The sequence below is a fragment of the Clostridium taeniosporum genome (assembly GCF_001735765.2).
Classification (GTDB): domain Bacteria; phylum Bacillota; class Clostridia; order Clostridiales; family Clostridiaceae; genus Clostridium; species Clostridium taeniosporum.
Genome location: NZ_CP017253.2, coordinates 1,180,661 through 1,197,361, shown reverse-complemented (window position 1 = coordinate 1,197,361; position 16,701 = coordinate 1,180,661). Strand labels below are relative to the sequence as shown.

General features: G+C 26.2%; 15 protein-coding genes. 2 read left to right on the top strand and 13 right to left on the bottom strand.

Annotation, left to right across the window (positions count from 1 at the left end):
- Window positions 1-50: 50 nt before the first annotated feature.
- From smc to pta, 9 genes are all read right to left on the bottom strand, one after another.
- Entirely contained in the window at window positions 51-3,608 is a 3,558-nt protein-coding gene (smc, locus tag BGI42_RS05710) for a chromosome segregation protein SMC (RefSeq protein WP_069679405.1), read from the bottom strand.
- A 214-nt stretch (window positions 3,609-3,822) separates the two neighbouring features.
- Window positions 3,823-4,845, bottom strand: a complete 1,023-nt coding sequence (locus BGI42_RS05705; RefSeq protein ID WP_069679404.1) for an elongator complex protein 3 — start codon at window positions 4,843-4,845, stop codon at window positions 3,823-3,825.
- Window positions 4,838-5,536 (bottom strand): ribonuclease III, encoded by a 699-nt coding sequence (rnc, locus tag BGI42_RS05700; protein WP_069679403.1) that lies wholly within the window; start codon window positions 5,534-5,536, stop codon window positions 4,838-4,840. The genes BGI42_RS05705 and rnc overlap by 8 nt, the downstream gene beginning before the upstream one ends.
- Before the next feature lie 117 nt (window positions 5,537-5,653).
- Window positions 5,654-5,884, bottom strand: a complete 231-nt coding sequence (gene acpP / locus BGI42_RS05695) for an acyl carrier protein (RefSeq protein WP_069679402.1) — start codon at window positions 5,882-5,884, stop codon at window positions 5,654-5,656.
- Window positions 5,885-5,972: 88 nt separating this feature from the next.
- Window positions 5,973-6,974: a phosphate acyltransferase PlsX gene (gene plsX, locus BGI42_RS05690; RefSeq protein ID WP_069679401.1), complete on the bottom strand. Its 1,002-nt coding sequence runs from the start codon at window positions 6,972-6,974 to the stop codon at window positions 5,973-5,975.
- A gap of 231 nt (window positions 6,975-7,205) precedes the next feature.
- Window positions 7,206-7,388: a 50S ribosomal protein L32 gene (rpmF, locus tag BGI42_RS05685; RefSeq protein WP_069679400.1), complete on the bottom strand. Its 183-nt coding sequence runs from the start codon at window positions 7,386-7,388 to the stop codon at window positions 7,206-7,208.
- Between the two features lie 2 nt (window positions 7,389-7,390).
- Window positions 7,391-7,897, bottom strand: a complete 507-nt coding sequence (locus BGI42_RS05680) for a YceD family protein (protein ID WP_069681034.1) — start codon at window positions 7,895-7,897, stop codon at window positions 7,391-7,393.
- Window positions 7,898-8,022: 125 nt separating this feature from the next.
- Window positions 8,023-9,225: an acetate kinase gene (locus tag BGI42_RS05675; protein WP_069679399.1), complete on the bottom strand. Its 1,203-nt coding sequence runs from the start codon at window positions 9,223-9,225 to the stop codon at window positions 8,023-8,025.
- 26 nt (window positions 9,226-9,251) lie between these two features.
- Window positions 9,252-10,250, bottom strand: a complete 999-nt coding sequence (gene pta, locus BGI42_RS05670) for a phosphate acetyltransferase (RefSeq protein ID WP_069679398.1) — start codon at window positions 10,248-10,250, stop codon at window positions 9,252-9,254.
- Between the two features lie 290 nt (window positions 10,251-10,540).
- Here pta and BGI42_RS05665 point away from each other — a divergent pair, with 290 nt between their 5' ends.
- Complete coding sequence (locus tag BGI42_RS05665) at window positions 10,541-11,737, top strand: nucleotidyltransferase (RefSeq protein ID WP_069679397.1); 1,197 nt, start codon at window positions 10,541-10,543, stop codon at window positions 11,735-11,737.
- An 80-nt stretch (window positions 11,738-11,817) separates the two neighbouring features.
- Entirely contained in the window at window positions 11,818-12,993 is a 1,176-nt protein-coding gene (gene ylbJ / locus BGI42_RS05660) for a sporulation integral membrane protein YlbJ (protein ID WP_069679396.1), read from the top strand.
- Here the strand turns inward: ylbJ and BGI42_RS05655 are convergent.
- From BGI42_RS05655 to recG, 4 genes are all read right to left on the bottom strand, one after another.
- A complete protein-coding gene (locus BGI42_RS05655; protein ID WP_069679395.1) occupies window positions 12,973-13,515 on the bottom strand; it encodes an ATPase in 543 nt (180 codons plus the stop codon). The two genes, ylbJ and BGI42_RS05655, sit on opposite strands and share 21 nt — an antisense overlap.
- Window positions 13,516-13,526: 11 nt before the next feature.
- Complete coding sequence (gene coaD, locus BGI42_RS05650) at window positions 13,527-14,006, bottom strand: pantetheine-phosphate adenylyltransferase (protein ID WP_069679394.1); 480 nt, start codon at window positions 14,004-14,006, stop codon at window positions 13,527-13,529.
- A gap of 2 nt (window positions 14,007-14,008) precedes the next feature.
- Entirely contained in the window at window positions 14,009-14,566 is a 558-nt protein-coding gene (gene rsmD / locus BGI42_RS05645; RefSeq protein WP_069679393.1) for a 16S rRNA (guanine(966)-N(2))-methyltransferase RsmD, read from the bottom strand.
- A 62-nt stretch (window positions 14,567-14,628) separates the two neighbouring features.
- Complete coding sequence (gene recG / locus BGI42_RS05640) at window positions 14,629-16,662, bottom strand: ATP-dependent DNA helicase RecG (protein ID WP_069679392.1); 2,034 nt, start codon at window positions 16,660-16,662, stop codon at window positions 14,629-14,631.
- Window positions 16,663-16,701 lie beyond the last annotated feature (39 nt).

Genomic DNA, 16,701 nt, shown 5'->3' with positions numbered 1-16,701 from the left:
TAAATTTTATAAAAAATAATCTACTAAATACAATTATCCAATAATTTTACTTAACTAGCAGTTAAATCTACTGATACAACTTTTGATACACCTTTTTCTTCCATAGTAACACCATAAATTATATCACTTACTTCCATAGTACCTTTTCTATGAGTTATAACTATAAATTGAGTATTTTTAGAAAACTTAGTTAAAAACTCTGCATATCTATATACATTTGCATCATCCAGTGCAGCTTCTATCTCATCTAATATACAAAATGGTGTTGGTTTCATCTTTAATATTGAAAATAATAACGCAATTGCAGATAAAACTTTTTCTCCACCTGATAATAAATTTATATTTTGAAGTTTTTTACCTGGTGGTTCAACATTTATATCTATATTAGCTGTTAATTCATCACCATCACATAAAATAAGTTCTGCACTTCCACCTTTAAATAATTCTCTAAAAGTTTCATTGAAAGTTTTATTTAATATCTTAAAATTCTCTTTAAACAAATCTTTCATCTTACTTGTCATTTCATCAATAACAGACTTAAGTTCCTCTTTTGCACACTCTAAATCTTTTTCTTGAGAAGACATAAAATCAAATTTCTCTTTAACTTCTTCATATTCCTCAATTGCTGCTAAATTTACAGTTCCAAGTGCTGATATCTGCATCTTTAACTTTTTAATTAACTCTTTAATTTCATCTTCATTTTCAACTTCCTCAGATATCTCTAATGCTTCAACATATGTTAAATCTAATTCCTCATTTAATTTTTTATAATAATTATCCTTCTCTATTTCCTTTTTAGCTTTAATAACTTCTCTTTTATTTATATCTCTTTCCTTTGAATTTATTATTTCAAATATATTAGTTATTAAATTATCCTGTTTTAATAACTTTTCTTTTAACTTTTCTTTTTCTAAATCTCTATCTTTTAATTTCTTTTCTAATACTTCTATTTTAATTTTATTTTCATTAGTAGCATTGACTTTAATCTTAACATCACTTTCTAATTTTATAAGATTTTCCTTATTTGCATTATTTTCAGATAAAAGTGATTTTTCTTTTAATTTTAATTCTTTTAATTCTTTTTCTAATCTGATAAATTGATTTTTTTCATTTTGAATAGTTTCATCTAAAGTTGCTTTATTAATTTTTATATCTGTGATCTTATTAAATATTTCATCTATTTCTTTATTTTTTTCTTTAATAGATTCCTCTAATTTTAAATATCTATCTTTGTTAAATGTATTTTTATCCTCAATAACTTTAATTTCTATTTTTTTATTTTCAAAATCAGAATTTAATCTCTTTATGTCATTTTCTACTCTTTTAATTTCATTTTTAGTTATTTCTAAATTATCTTTAAATTTATTAGTATCATTTTTTAATCTTTCAGCTTCACCTTGTTTTTTAGTTATCTCAATATTTTTATAATGCACCTCATCTCTTTTATTTAATATTTCTTCATCTAATTTTTTTACATCTTCTCTTATTAATAATATTTCTTTTTCAACTTCAACATAGTTATTTTTTGTTATATCTATTTTTAATAGTGTTTCTTCAATCTCTCTTTTTCTTCCAAGTACATTACTGTGTTTGGCATAAATACTTCCTCCAGTCAACGCTCCTCCCGGACTTATAACTTCTCCATCTAAAGTAACTATCTTGTATCTGTAATTTCCATTTTTAGCTATTTCTAATGCAGAATTCATATCTCTTGCTATTATAGTTCTACCTAATACATGACTTAATATGTTTTCATAAGTTGATTCATAAGAAACAATTTCGCTACCTAAACCAATATATCCATCAATTTTAGTAACTTTATTGTCTAACATCAACTTCTTACCCTTTATTATATTTAACGGTAAAAATGTAGCTCTACCTAATTTATTATCTTTTAAATACCTTATTAAATTTTTAGCATTATCTTCATTTTCAGTAATAACATTAGAAATTATTGAACCTAAGGCTATTTCAATTGCTATCTCATATTTTTTTTCAACTTTAAATACTTCTCCAAGAATCTTAGTGTTTTTAACATCTCCAAGTAATCCCTTATTTATAGCTTCCATTAAATATTTAACAGATTTGTTGTAGCCCTCATATTGCTTTTCTAAATTCTCTAATATATTTTTGTTAGCTTCTAGCTTAGTTACTAAATTATTTAATTTAGTTAATTCCTTTTGTTTATTAGTTAATTTAGTCATTAATGAAGTCATAGAACTTTTATCTTTACTTATGGCTTGTTCTAAAAAACTTATTTCTTTTTTATCATTCATTATTTTACTTAATAAATTTTCATAAGTAACACCATTAATAGTCATATTATGCTTTATAAACTCATATGATTTTTCTAATTCTGTTTTTTTCTCTTCTTTTATTAATATTTCTTTACTTATTAATGTTATAGAATTTTTTGTTTCTGAATTACTTCTAAGTAGTTCAAATTCATCCTCTTTAAGTTTAGAAAGTTCTACTTTCATATTTTCTTGTTCATTTAAAAGATTTAATTTTATCTCCTCTAAATTAGTAATAGTCTCATTTTTTTCTTTTTGTTCTTTTAAATAATCTTCTAAATAGGTATTTGAATTAACTTTTGTTTCTTCTAAATCCTTAATCTTTAATGATAAACTTTGTATTTCTCCATTATTTTTAAAAATCTTTTCTTTAAGATTTTTAATTCTTTCTTTATTCAATTCTATATCTTTGTAATATTCACTTATTAACTCTTTTAATTTATAATAAACAGTCTTTTCTTGTTCTGTTTCTTTTTCTAATAAATTAATATTTTCCTCTAAATATTTTAATTTATTTTTATGTAACTCTAGTTCTTTTTTCTTTTCATTAATAAGAAAATTCTTATTTCTTAATTCATCATCAAATTCTTTTAATTCTTTTTCTTTTATTTTTATGTATTTAACCAATAATGAAACTTCGTTTTTTCTAAGATCTTCAGATATAAAATTAAATTTCAATGCTTTTTCTCTATCTATTCTTAATGGCTCTATACGTTCACTATAAGTAGATATTATATCTCTTATCCTAACTAAATTACTATCAGTATTGGCTAACTTTTTTTCTGCTTCTTCTTTTCTACTTTTAAACTTAACTATACCAGCCGCTTCTTCTAAGAGCGCCCTTCTTTCTTCTGGTCTTCCACTTAATATGGATTCAATCTTTCCTTGCCCTATTAATGAATAACCTTCTTTACCAATACCAGTATCCATAAAAAGATTTATTACATCTTTAAGTCTGCATTTCTTGTTATTTATTAAATATTCAGACTCTCCAGATCTAAATATTCTTCTTGATACAGTAACTTCACTATATTCTGTTGATAGTTTTTTATCACTATTATCTAAAGTCAAAGAAACTTGAGCTAATCCTACAGGTTTTCTATATTGGGTTCCTGCAAAAATTACATCTTCCATTTTTCCGCCTCTAAGAGTTTTAACACTTTGTTCTCCTAAAACCCATCTAACAGCATCAGAAATATTACTTTTTCCACTACCATTTGGACCTACTACTGCAGTTACTCCATTGTTAAACTTTAATTCCGTCTTATCTGCAAAAGACTTAAATCCTCTTATATCTAGGGATTTTAAAAACAAAAACCTCACTCCTTATAGTAAAAATACTGGTAATAATCCTATAATAAAAATTAAAATAATAAAAATAGCCATACCTATTTTAAATTTTTCTCTAGTCTTCCTTTTCATAAAATAACACTCCTTATTTCTAATAATTTTATTTTAAAGGCATTTAAATATCAATTCAATAAGATTTTAACCAAACATTAATTTAAAAAGCGAGAGTTTCCCCTCGCTAATATGTAATATTAATATTTTTATCTTGAGTTATTAATTTTATATTTCCTCTTAAAATATTTAAATCCTGTTTAATGATAATTTTTTTATTTTTTATAGTATTAAAATATCTCTTTTTGTTAGCATATAATTTACTTATATCCTTTGGATTTATTCTTAATTCAATATCTTCTTCACTTTCTACATTGGAATTAATCAAATCTGATATTAAACTACTCTCAACTAATTCTCTAAATGCTGGATGAAACGGTCCTGATACTATATCAGCTCCTTCATTTATGCTTTCAGTTGGTTGAAGACCTATTCTAATAACTTGAATATTATTTTCAATATATAACTTATACATTGCTTTACTAATTTGTACTGCTTCTTCTAAAGTATATGGTACATACAATCCCATCTTATACATTTTTTCCATAGGAGTATCTTTTATAACTAATGCTGGATATATTCTACATATATCTGGTTTCATTTCTATTGATAGTCTTGTTGTTAAAATATCTTTTTCAGAAGTATCACCTGGTAAACCCGGCATTATTTGATGCCCTAAAACAAATCCATATTCTTTTATTAATGATGATGCTTTCTTTACATCTGATACATAATGACCTCTTCCAGCTTTTCTTAATATTTCATCATCTAATGACTGTACTCCTAGTTCTATTATGTCAACCTTATATTCTTTTAAATAAGTAAGTATATAATCATTTATTGCATCAGGCCTTGTAGAAAGTCTTATTTTATCAATTAGATTCTTATTTTTATATTCTCTAGCAATTTCTAAAAATGCTTTTTGCTTTTCTTCTTTTACTGCTGTGAATGTACCACCAAAGAATGAAACTTCTATAACAGCATCTTTATTTACTATAGTTTCTAAATAATCGTCTATTGTTTTTCTTACTATATCGGTAGTTACTATATCTTTAAGTCCTGTTATTCTATCTTGATTGCAGAATACACATTTATGTGGACATCCTTCTTGTGGTACAAATATAGGAATAATATAATAATTTTTACTCATATTTTTTTTCTAACCTCTTCAAAGCTTCTTTTGCTGCATTTTGTTCAGCTTCTTTTTTACTATATCCTTCTCCTACCCCCATAACTTTTTCATTTATAATTACATTAGTAAAAAATTTTCTTCTATGAGGTGGACCTTCATGTTTTACTAATTCATATTGAATTAGTATTTCTCCATCTTTTTGTAATAATTCTTGTAATTTAGTTTTAAAATCTAATACTATTTCATTATTTATCGCTTTATATATTATATGCTCAAAATGAAGTAATATAAAGTCATTTACAAAACCTATCCCCTTATCTAAATAAACTGCTGCAATTACTGCTTCAACAGCATCTGCTTGTATAGACATTCTTTCTCTTCCGCCAGTAAGTTCTTCACCCTTACTCATCCTTATATATTCTCCAAGATTTAACTTTTTAGCTATTTCGTAAAGTGAATTTTCACAAACTATTAAGCTTCTTATTTTAGTCAATTCTCCTTCTGACTTATCTTTAAATTTATTAAAAAGATACTCTGTAATACAAAGTTGCAATACAGAATCTCCTAAAAACTCTAATCTCTCATTATATTTAGCATCTTTAAATTGATTACCAAATGAACTGTGAGTTAATGCAGTTTTAATTAATGATTGATTATTAAAATAAACTCCTAAGCGATTTTCTATATCATTAAATTTATATTTATTCATTCACATACACTCCTTGAAGTTTATTCTTCAACTTGCTAAAAATAATTTTAGTAAAAATATAACAAATTCAAGAATAAACTAGTTATAAAGAAAATCCCGCTCATATGCGGGATCATATTATTCGTCGTAATGAGCTTTTACATAATTAACAACGTCTCCAACAGTTTTAAAGTTTTCAACATCTTCGTCTGGTATTTCCATATCTAATTCATCTTCTAATGCCATTATAAGTTCAACTATATCTAATGAATCTGCATTTAAATCTTCAATAAATGATGATTCCATAGTAATACTTTCTAAATCAATACTTAATTTATCTGCTATAATATTTTTAATTTTTTCAAACATTTATTTCACCTCCCGAACTCTACAGTTAGATAATAGTATATATTTTTTCCATAGTCAATATTAAATTAAATAACTTTATAAATAAGATTTAGTTTTTTCTTTCAAACTCTTTTTTTATTTCATCTAAAACATTATTTTCATAAAAAATCTTAGTCTGTCTAATAGCATTTTTAAAAGCTTTACTATCAGAACTACCATGAGCTTTTATGCAAATACCATTTACGCCCAAGAAAGGTGCTCCACCATATTCCTTATAATCAAATTTTTTCATGATTTTCTTTAAAAAAGGCTTTAATAACGCTATACCTATTTTACTCTTTAAGTCTGCTTTTAAAACTTCGTCTTTTATCATACCTAAGATATTTTTAGCTGATCCTTCATACATTTTTAATGCTGTATTACCTGCAAAACCATCACTTACAATAATATTAGTGTCTCCTGTAGGTATATATCTTGGTTCTATATTACCTACAAAATTTATAGAATCTTCTTCTTTTAATAATTTATAGGTAGCTTTTGTAAGATCATTTCCTTTTTCTTCTTCAGAACCGATATTTAACAATCCAACACTTGGATTCTCAACATTAAATACGTTTTTATAATAAATTCTTCCCATCTTACTGAATTGAACTAAATATTCAGGTTTACTATCTACATTAGCCCCAGCATCAACTATCATAAAGTTTCCTCTTCTACCTGGTATTATAGGCCCTAATGCAGGACGTTCTATCCCTTTAATTCTTCCTACAATTAATGTACACCCTGCCAAGAATGCTCCTGTACTTCCAGCTGAAATTATAGCATCGCATGTTCCATCTTTAACTAAATTTAAAGCTTTAACAATACTAGAGTCTTTTTTTCTTCTTAAAGCCATAACTGGATGCTCATTTGTAGATATAACTTCTTTTGCTTCTATTATGATAACTTTATCTTTTGGGTAATCATATTTTGAAAGTTCTAATAATATTTTTTCTTCTGGACCTGTAATGTAAAAAGTTATTTCACTATATTCTTTTAATGCTAACAATATACCTTCTACAACTGCACTAGGTGCATTATCCCCACCCATTCCATCAATAGCTATTTTCATAAACATAACCCCTTTTTTCTATAAATAATAAAAAAATAGATTAATTAAAAGTATTAATTATAATAAATTTAATTAATCTTAATGCATATTCAAATAAATAACTAGCATACTGACTAGTTATTTATTTTCATATACCTAAAACATTTTTAATTAAATTATATTCATATATTAAAACATTTTACTTAAATAATATTCTAATATATAAATAAAAGAAAGTCCAAAGACTTTCTTTTATTTTTCTGAAGATACAACTTCTTTATTTTTGTAAAATCCACAATTTTTACATACTCTATGAGCAAGCTTCATTTCATGACATTGAGGACACTCAACTATGCCAGGTAAACTAGCCTTAAATGTTTGAGCTCTTCTTGAATCTCTTCTTGCGCTACAACACTTTCTCGCAGGATTTCCCATAACTACACCTCCTTATTGTCAAAAAAACCTTTTAGAACATCAAATCTAATATCTACATCATCATTATTACAAGAACATGATTCCTTATTAAGGTTTGCACCACATTCTTGACAAAGACCTTTACAATCACTTTTGCAAAGTCTTTGAATTGGTAAACTAGATATTATATTAGATTCTACTACTTGTGCGATGTCTAAAATGTCATCAAGCACAATAATAACATCTTCATTTTCAAGACTATTATTATTGGCAAACCTCTCTTCTATATCAATATCTATTGGATAGATAAAGGTATCTAAACATCTTGAACAATTCATTTCTAAAGTACAAGTTACTTTAGCTTTCATTATTACAATGTCTTTATCAGATGTTATTACTCCTGATACTTCGCACTTACTTACTGGAGTGATTACATCTCCTTCAAATTCAAACTTAGGTATTTCAAATTTGTAGTCAATTTTTTTACTTCTTTCTTTTCTTGAAATAAGATCTGAAACTCGTATTTTCATAATCAACTGAACTTATCTATTTAAAAATAAGTTCTTTCTCACTCCTTAAACATATTATATTTGTTAAGCAAACACAATTTATTATATAAAGTGTGTCGATAAAAGTCAAGAATTTTATTATCAAATTACTTTTTCACTAAAGCTAAAGTTTCTTTTGCTATCATTAACTCTTCATTAGTTGGGATAACATAAATTTTCACCTTAGAACTTTCTTTTGAAATTAAAAGACCTTCACCTATATCATGTCTATTATTATTTTCTTCATCAAGTTCTATACCAATAAATTCAAGACCACTTAAAGCTCTTATTCTAACTTCCGGAGCATGCTCTCCAATTCCTGCAGTAAATACTATAGTATCTAATCCACCCATTGATGCTGCATATGCACCTATTTGTTTCTTTATTTGATATCCAAAAATATCAGTTGCAAGAATGGCTCTCTTATTATCATTTTCCATAGCACTTCTTATGTCTCTAAAATCAGTTCCTACCCCTGAAACTCCTAGTATTCCTGATTTTTTATTTAGAATATCATTTACTTCAGTTGCTGAATATCCTTTTTCTTTTATTAAGTAAGTTACGATTGCAGGATCTATATCTCCACATCTTGATCCCATTATTGTACCAGCAAGAGGAGTAAATCCCATAGTAGTATCAATTGATTTACCACCATCTACTGCTGTAATACTAACACCATTTCCTATATGACATGTTACAATCTTTAATTCAGTTACATCCTTATTCATAATTTCTGCAACTTTATTAGCTACATATTTATGAGATGTTCCATGGAATCCATATCTTCTTATATGATCTTCAGTATAATATTCATATGGTAATGGATACATATAAGCTTTTTCTGGCATTGTTTGATGGAATGCAGTGTCAAACACACATACCATTGGAGTATTTGGCATAAGTTTCTCACAAGCTTTTATTCCTATTATGTTTGGTGGATTATGAAGTGGTGCTAACTTAATACATTCATCTATATTTTTCATTACTTCATCATTCACTAACACTGATTTTGAATATTTTTCTCCACCATGAACTACTCTATGACCAACTGCACTTATTTCATCCATAGATTTTATAACGCCATTCTTTTCATCAACTAAACTCTCTAATACTAATTCAATTGCATCTTGGTGATCTTTTAAAGGTTTTTCTACTATGTATTTTTCTCTACCTTTAACCTTTTGAGTTAATATTGATCCTTCAATTGCTATTCTTTCTACAAGCCCTTCTGCTAAAGCTTCTTCTGTTATCATATCAATTAATTGATATTTTAAAGAAGAACTTCCACAATTAATAACTAATATTTTCATCTTTTTCTCTCCTTTTTCTCAGCTAATTAAACTCCTTGTGCTTGAACTGCAGTTAATGCTACAACATTAACTATATCATCAGCACTACATCCCCTTGATAAGTCATTTATAGGTTTTGCAAATCCTTGACAAACAGGACCTATTGCATCTGCATTAGCAAATCTTTGTACCAATTTATAACCTATATTTCCCGCTTGTAAATCTGGAAATACTAAAACATTCGCTTTACCTGCTACATTACTATTTGGAGCTTTTTGAGCAGCTACTTTTTCAATTATAGCAGCATCTAATTGTAATTCCCCATCTATCATTAAATCTGGTCTTAATGCATTTGCTTTTGCTGTTGCGTTTCTCACCTTATCTACAAGTTGATTATCTGCACTTCCCATTGTTGAAAATGACAGCATAGCTACTCTTGGTTCCATTTTACAAAGTTTCTTTGCTGTTTCAGCAGTTGCTATTGCTATTGCGGCTAATTCATCTTCATTTGGATTAGGATTAACAGCACAATCTGCAAATATTAAAGTTCCATTATTACCAAATTCTTTTCCTGGTACATTCATAATAAAAAAGCTTGATACTATAGATACTCCTGGCATTGTTTTTATAATTTGTAATCCTGGTCTTAATAAATCTCCTGTAGTATGAACAGCTCCTGATACCATTCCATCTGCATCATCTAATTTAACCATCATAGTCGCAAAATAAAGTGGGTCTCTTACTATCATTTCGGCCTTGGCCATTGTCATTCCTTTATTTTTTCTAAGTTCATAGAAACTTTTTATATAACCTTCTAGTTTATCCGAATCATTCGGATCTATTATTTGTATATTTTCTAAATTTACTTTTATTTCATCTGCTTTTTTTAGTACTTCTTCCCTATTTCCAACTAAAATAGGATTTGCTAATCCCAAATCTACTATTTTTCTAGCAGCAGTTATATTTCTTTCTTCATTTCCTTCTGGCAATACTATATTCTTTTTATCTTCTTTAGCTCTAAGCCATATCTTTTCCATAAGTTGCATAAATGAATCTCCCTTCAATTGACTTACTATATTCTATAATATACTCCTATATATATGATTTTTTCAACCAATTTTCACAATAAAATAGAAGTCTTTAGATTTGAAATAATCTGAATAATCTGATAATATTTTTTTATCTTTTCCTTATATTTTTATATTAATATTATTAATTTGTATTTTTTAGCATATTTTTTTTACAATATTGATAATTGTTTAACAATCAATTCTTACTATTATAATTATGTTATAATAACATAACAAATTCATTTATAAGGAGTGTTTTCATTATTATGGTAACAGGAATAATCGCTGAATATAATCCATTTCATAAAGGACATGAATATCATTTAAGTCAAGCCAAAATAAATACTAATGCTAATAGTATAGTTTGCGTTATGAGCGGAAACTTTATGCAGCGTGGTATACCAGCTATTATAGACAAGTGGAAGCGTACTGAAATGGCTCTAAAAAGCGGAATTGATTTAGTAATTGAATTACCTTTAGTATATTCATTATCATCTGCTGAACATTTTGCTTTTGGTGCAGTTTCTCTACTTAATTCTTTAAATATTATAGATAATTTATATTTCGGAAGTGAAGAAGGTAATATAAAAATTCTTAAAAATATAGCAGAAGTATTAGTAAAAGAACCTGATAATTATAAAATTATGTTAAAAAATTATTTAAATCTAGGACTTCCATTTCACCTATGTAGAGCTAATGCATTAAGAGATTTTTTCAATTCAAATCACATTTTAGAATGCATTTCAAACTCAAATAATATTTTAGGAATAGAATATATCAAATCATTAATTTTACTAAATAGTAAAATTAAACCTTTAACTTTAAAAAGAGAAGGATCAAAATATAATGATAAATCTTTAAATAACACTTTTTCATCAGCAACATCTATAAGAAATTATTTGAAAAACAAAAATTTAGGAGATTTAAAAAGCTTCTTACCAAAAGAAAGTTACGATATACTATATAATTTATCAAAAGAAAACTATCCTTTTATTTTTGAAGAAAATATGTTTCAATACATAAAATATAAACTTTTAACTGATGGAAAATCAATTGATAATATTCCAGATATATCTGAAGGATTGGATAATAAAATACTAAAGGAAGTTGTCACTTCTACTTCTCTTAATGATTTAATATTAAATTCAAAAAGCAAAAGATATACTTATACTAGACTAAATAGGATTTTAACTCAATTCTTTTTAGGACTTGAAAAATATAATTTACTTAAATTATCAAAAGAGCCTTGTCCATACTGTAGAATTTTGGGGTTTAATTCAAAAGGTAAAAATCTTTTAAAAAATATAAAAAGGAATGGAGATATTAATTTAATAACTAAAATTCCTAGAAATAATATTTCTGAATGTTTAGAAATAGATCTTATTGGAACAAAAGGTTATTCTATTTTAAACCATAAATTAAATCCTATGCAAGATTATTTAACTAGTCCTATCATATTGTAAATATATTTAACATAATTATAAGAATATAAATAGATTTCAATAAATCTCAATGTTTTGATACATATTTTAGGAGTGATTTAATGAATTATACTATTATTTTCTTATGGTTATTAATAATATTATTAACTATTATTTTGGTGAAATTATTGAATATAAAGAAGAATGTTTTATTCTGCCTATTATGTTCAATATTTATAATACTATTTGTACTTAATATAAAACAATGTACAATTGCTGCTATTGATGGGTGTAAACTATGGTATAATGCTGTTTTGCCTGTAACATTTCCTTTTTTAGTTATTTGTAACTTATTAATTGCATATGATGGGATATCCCTTTATTCTAAGCTACTCGGTCCACTAATTTGTAACCCATTAGGACTATCTAAAGATTGTTCTTTCCCTATAGTAGCCAGTTTCTTATGTGGATATCCTTTAGGTGCAAAGTATTCTATTGATTTATGGGCTTTGGGAAGTATAAATGATAGTGAATGCCAAAGACTTCTAAATGTAGCTTCAAATGTAGGACCTTTATTCTTAATAGGTTCTGTTGGAACAGCTCTTTTAAACAATACCACATTAGGATATATTTTGCTTATAGCTAATTATCTTTCTGTTATATTTATTGGAATAATTACAAAAAAAAATAGAACCTTAAGAAAACCACTTTCTAAAAGTTCTATAAATGAAAAAAAAATAAATTTTGGTCAAGCAATAAAAAATGCCGTTGGAAATGGTGTAAACACAATATTATCAATTTGCGGATTTATAGTTATATTTTCTGTTATAATATCTCTTCTAAAAAATAGCTCATATATAAATAATACATTTAATTTTTTAGAAAATTTATTTAATATTCAAAAGGGTACTTTGTTTTCTATATTTCTAGGAAGCATAGAAATGACAAATGGTTGTAATTTAGTCTCAAACTTAAATATTTTACTTCCTTTAAAATTAGGAATTATAAGCTTTTTATGTTCTTTCTCTGGGCTCTCTGTAATAGCACAAATAAGTTCATTTATAAATGACTTTAATATTTCTTACTTTAAATATATATCTTTAAAATTAATTCAAGGTATATTTAGTTTTATCATAACATACGTATTAATAAAAATTATACCTACAAGTGTTGTTACATCTAGTTTCCAAAAAACTTGTACCATAAATAGCATTATGTACTTATTACCAATATTCTTAATTTTAATTTTAACAATAATACTTAAAATAATATATAAACTATTTTTTCATTCCTCTTAATTCTTTTATGTTTCCTCTTATAGTTGAGCAGGCAGTACTTAAATTACCATCTATATCTTTAGCAACTATTTCAAAACTATTTTGGAGTGCTTTTATTAATTCTTCTTTCTTAGCTTCTATTTCCCTATCAAGTTGAGATAAAATTTCATCAGAATAATCTCTAGAACCTAATCTTATAGCTTTAGCATCTCTTTGTGCTGAAGCTATAATTTCCTGTGCTCTTATTTTTGCTTCTTTTACTATATCATGACTTTCAACATTTTGTCTCATAATCATGATAGTTTCTTTTTTTACAGTATCATACTCTTTTTTAGCTTCTCCTAATATTCTTTCTCTTTCATTCATAACCCACTGAGCTTTTTTAAACTGATCTGGTAAATAATTTATAATTTGATCAACAACTTCTAGAACTTCCTTTTTATCAACCACAACTTTACCACTTATCGGAACTTTAGGTGAGCTATCTACTAAGTCCTGTAAATATTCTAATAGTTCCATTATATTTACATCCATATTTTCCATAATACCACTCCTTAAATTTTGCTCCTTTTAATAACATCCCATATAATTTCTTTTGGTACAAGACCTTCTATACATCCACCAAATTTAGCAACTTGTTTTACTGAAGATGAGCTCAAATACGAATATTGTGTAGAAGTCATCATAAATACAGTTTCAACATCAGGATCTAACTTATTATTCATAAGGGCCATTTTAAATTCATATTCAAAATCTGATACTGCTCTAAGACCTTTTAAAATTACATTAGCATTGTTTTCTTTCAAAAAATCTATTAGTAATCCATTAAAACTTCTAACTTCAACATTTTTTATATGTTTTGTAACTTTTTTAATAAGTTCAACTCTCTCTTCAATTTCAAAAAGTCCTTTTTTATCAACATTAACCAAAACACCTATGATTAGTTTATCAAAAACCTTTGCTCCTCTTTCAATCATGTCTAAATGACCATTTGTTATAGGATCAAAACTTCCTGGGTAAACAGCTACCTTCATGGTTAGTCCTCCTTATACGCATAAAAACACACTGTAGTATTACCATATTTTCTGCTTTTTGTCAAAATTATATCTTCATATCCATCATATATTTCCTCTATACTATCAATTTTAGTTACAATCATTCCATCTTTATCTAGCATATTATTTTCTTTTATAATTTTAATAGCTTCTGGAATCATTTCTTTACAATATGGTGGATCTATAAAAATCAATTCAAAAACTTTACCTTGACTTGATAATTTTTTTAACGCTTTATATGAATCCATATTTAATCCAAAACAAAAATCATCAAATTTTAAGTTTTTTATATTCTCTTTTAATAAAGGAAAAGTTTCAGAACTTTTATCTATTAAATAAACTTCTTTAGCACCTCTGCTTGCAGCTTCTAACCCAAGACTTCCTGTTCCAGCAAATACATCTACAACAGTAGCTCCCGGTATATAACCTTGTATCATGCTAAACATAGCCTCTTTAACCCTATCTAATGTAGGTCTTGTTTCCATACTTGCAGGAGATATTAATTTACGTCCTCTTGCTTTTCCTGATATTATTCTCAAAATTATTCCTCCTTAATGGCATATATTAAGTATATTAACATATTTATATATAATAATTCAAATTAATTGAAGCAAATGTATTTACTATTATTTTCTAAACTCTTTTGCATTTCATTTATAAGTTGCCTATTTTCTTGATATTTATTATGTAATATATCAATAGCCTCATGTTTTGCTGCCTTTAATATATTAATATCTTCATATAAATCTGCTAAAATAAATCCTTGATCTCCACTTTGTTTTTTACCAAGCATCTCTCCTGAACCCCTTAACTTCAAGTCTTCTTCTGATATAAAAAAACCATCACTTGATTCAGTCATAATCATCATTCTTTTTTTAGTTACATTACTTTTTGCTTTGGCAATTAAAATACAATATGATGCATATTCTCCTCTTCCCACGCGGCCCCTTAATTGGTGAAGTTGAGCTAATCCAAATCTTTCAGCATTTTCTATAATCATTACTGAGGCATTAGGTACATTAACCCCTACTTCTATAACCGTTGTAGATATTAATACCTTGAATTCATTATTTTTAAATCTGTTTATTATATTCTGTTTTTCAATTGCCTTCATTTTACCATGGAGAAATTCAACTCCACTCTCTTTAAATATACCATTTTTCAACTCATTATATAAAGTCTCTACAGAATTCAGTTCATCTTTTTCATCTTCATCAATAAGTGGGCAAACTACATATATCTGTCTCCCCTTATTTATTTCTTTTAAAGCTAATTCATATCCAATATTTCTATTAGTTTCTTGATAAAATCTAGTATCTATTTTTTTTCTTCCTGGTGGTAATTCATCAATTATTGAAACATCTAAATCAGAATATAAATACAAGGCTAATGTTCTTGGTATAGGTGTAGCTGTCATAACTAAACAATCTGCTTTCTTACCTTTATTTATTAGTTTACTCCTTTGTTCAACACCAAATCTATGCTGTTCATCAGTTATTATAAGTCCTAATTTATTAAATATAACATCATCTTGGAATAAGGCATGTGTACCTATAAGTAAAAGTGGATTATCTTCTTTTATTTTTTCCTTTATTCTTTTTTTCTCTTTAGTTGATGTACTTCCTGTTAATATCTCAATATGGATATTAAAATCTTCAAATAATTTTTTTGCTTCCTCATAATGTTGAGTTGCAAGTATCTCTGTTGGAGCCATAAAAGCACATTGATAACCATTTTTTATAACATTAAATATAGATATTAATGCTACTATAGTTTTTCCACTTCCAACATCTCCTTGAACCAATCTATTCATAGGTTTTGTTGATTTCTGATCCCTTAAAATATCTCTAACAACTTTTGTTTGAGCATTAGTTAAATTATAAGGCAAACTGTCTTTTAACGCTTTCAGATCATCACTCCACTGAAAATATATACCATCTTTACTCTTATTAAGTTTATATTTTACTAATAATAATTTTAATGAATAAGTAAATAGCTCTTGAAATTTCAATCTAATAATAGATTTTTCTAATAAACCTTTACTTTCAGGAAAATGAATTGATTTTATTGCATCATTTAAAGATATAAGATTATATTTATTTATTATATCTAACGGAAGATTTTCTTTTATTATTATTGAAGAAATGACTAAATTAATTAGCTTCTCTATCATCTTATTACTGATATCTGCCTTTAGTGGATACTTAGGTAACATACTATTATCTAAAGCTTCTTCACATACAACAGTAGGATTGATTACTTCTAAAATTTTACCTACTCTCTTGAATTTTCCCATTAAATTATAAGCCTTATTAATAAAAAATGTATTTTTTATATATCTTTGATTAAACCACTTTCCATGTACTTTATAACCACTATATTCAAATTCTATTGTTGTCAAAACTTTTCCTGTTTTAGTTCTTACATCACCTTTTATTCTTGTAACTTTACATTTTAAAATTTGTTTTTCTTCACCATTTATTTCATCAAATGGAATATTTGAATTAACAAATTCATAATCTCTGGGAAAATATAATAAAAGGTCTAAAATATTGAATATACCACATTTATTTAATTTTTCTGTTAATTTAGGTCCTACACCCTTTAATGAAGAAATATCACTATATATATTCATTAAATTTTCCCTCCAAAAAAGCACCAATTAAGGTGCTTT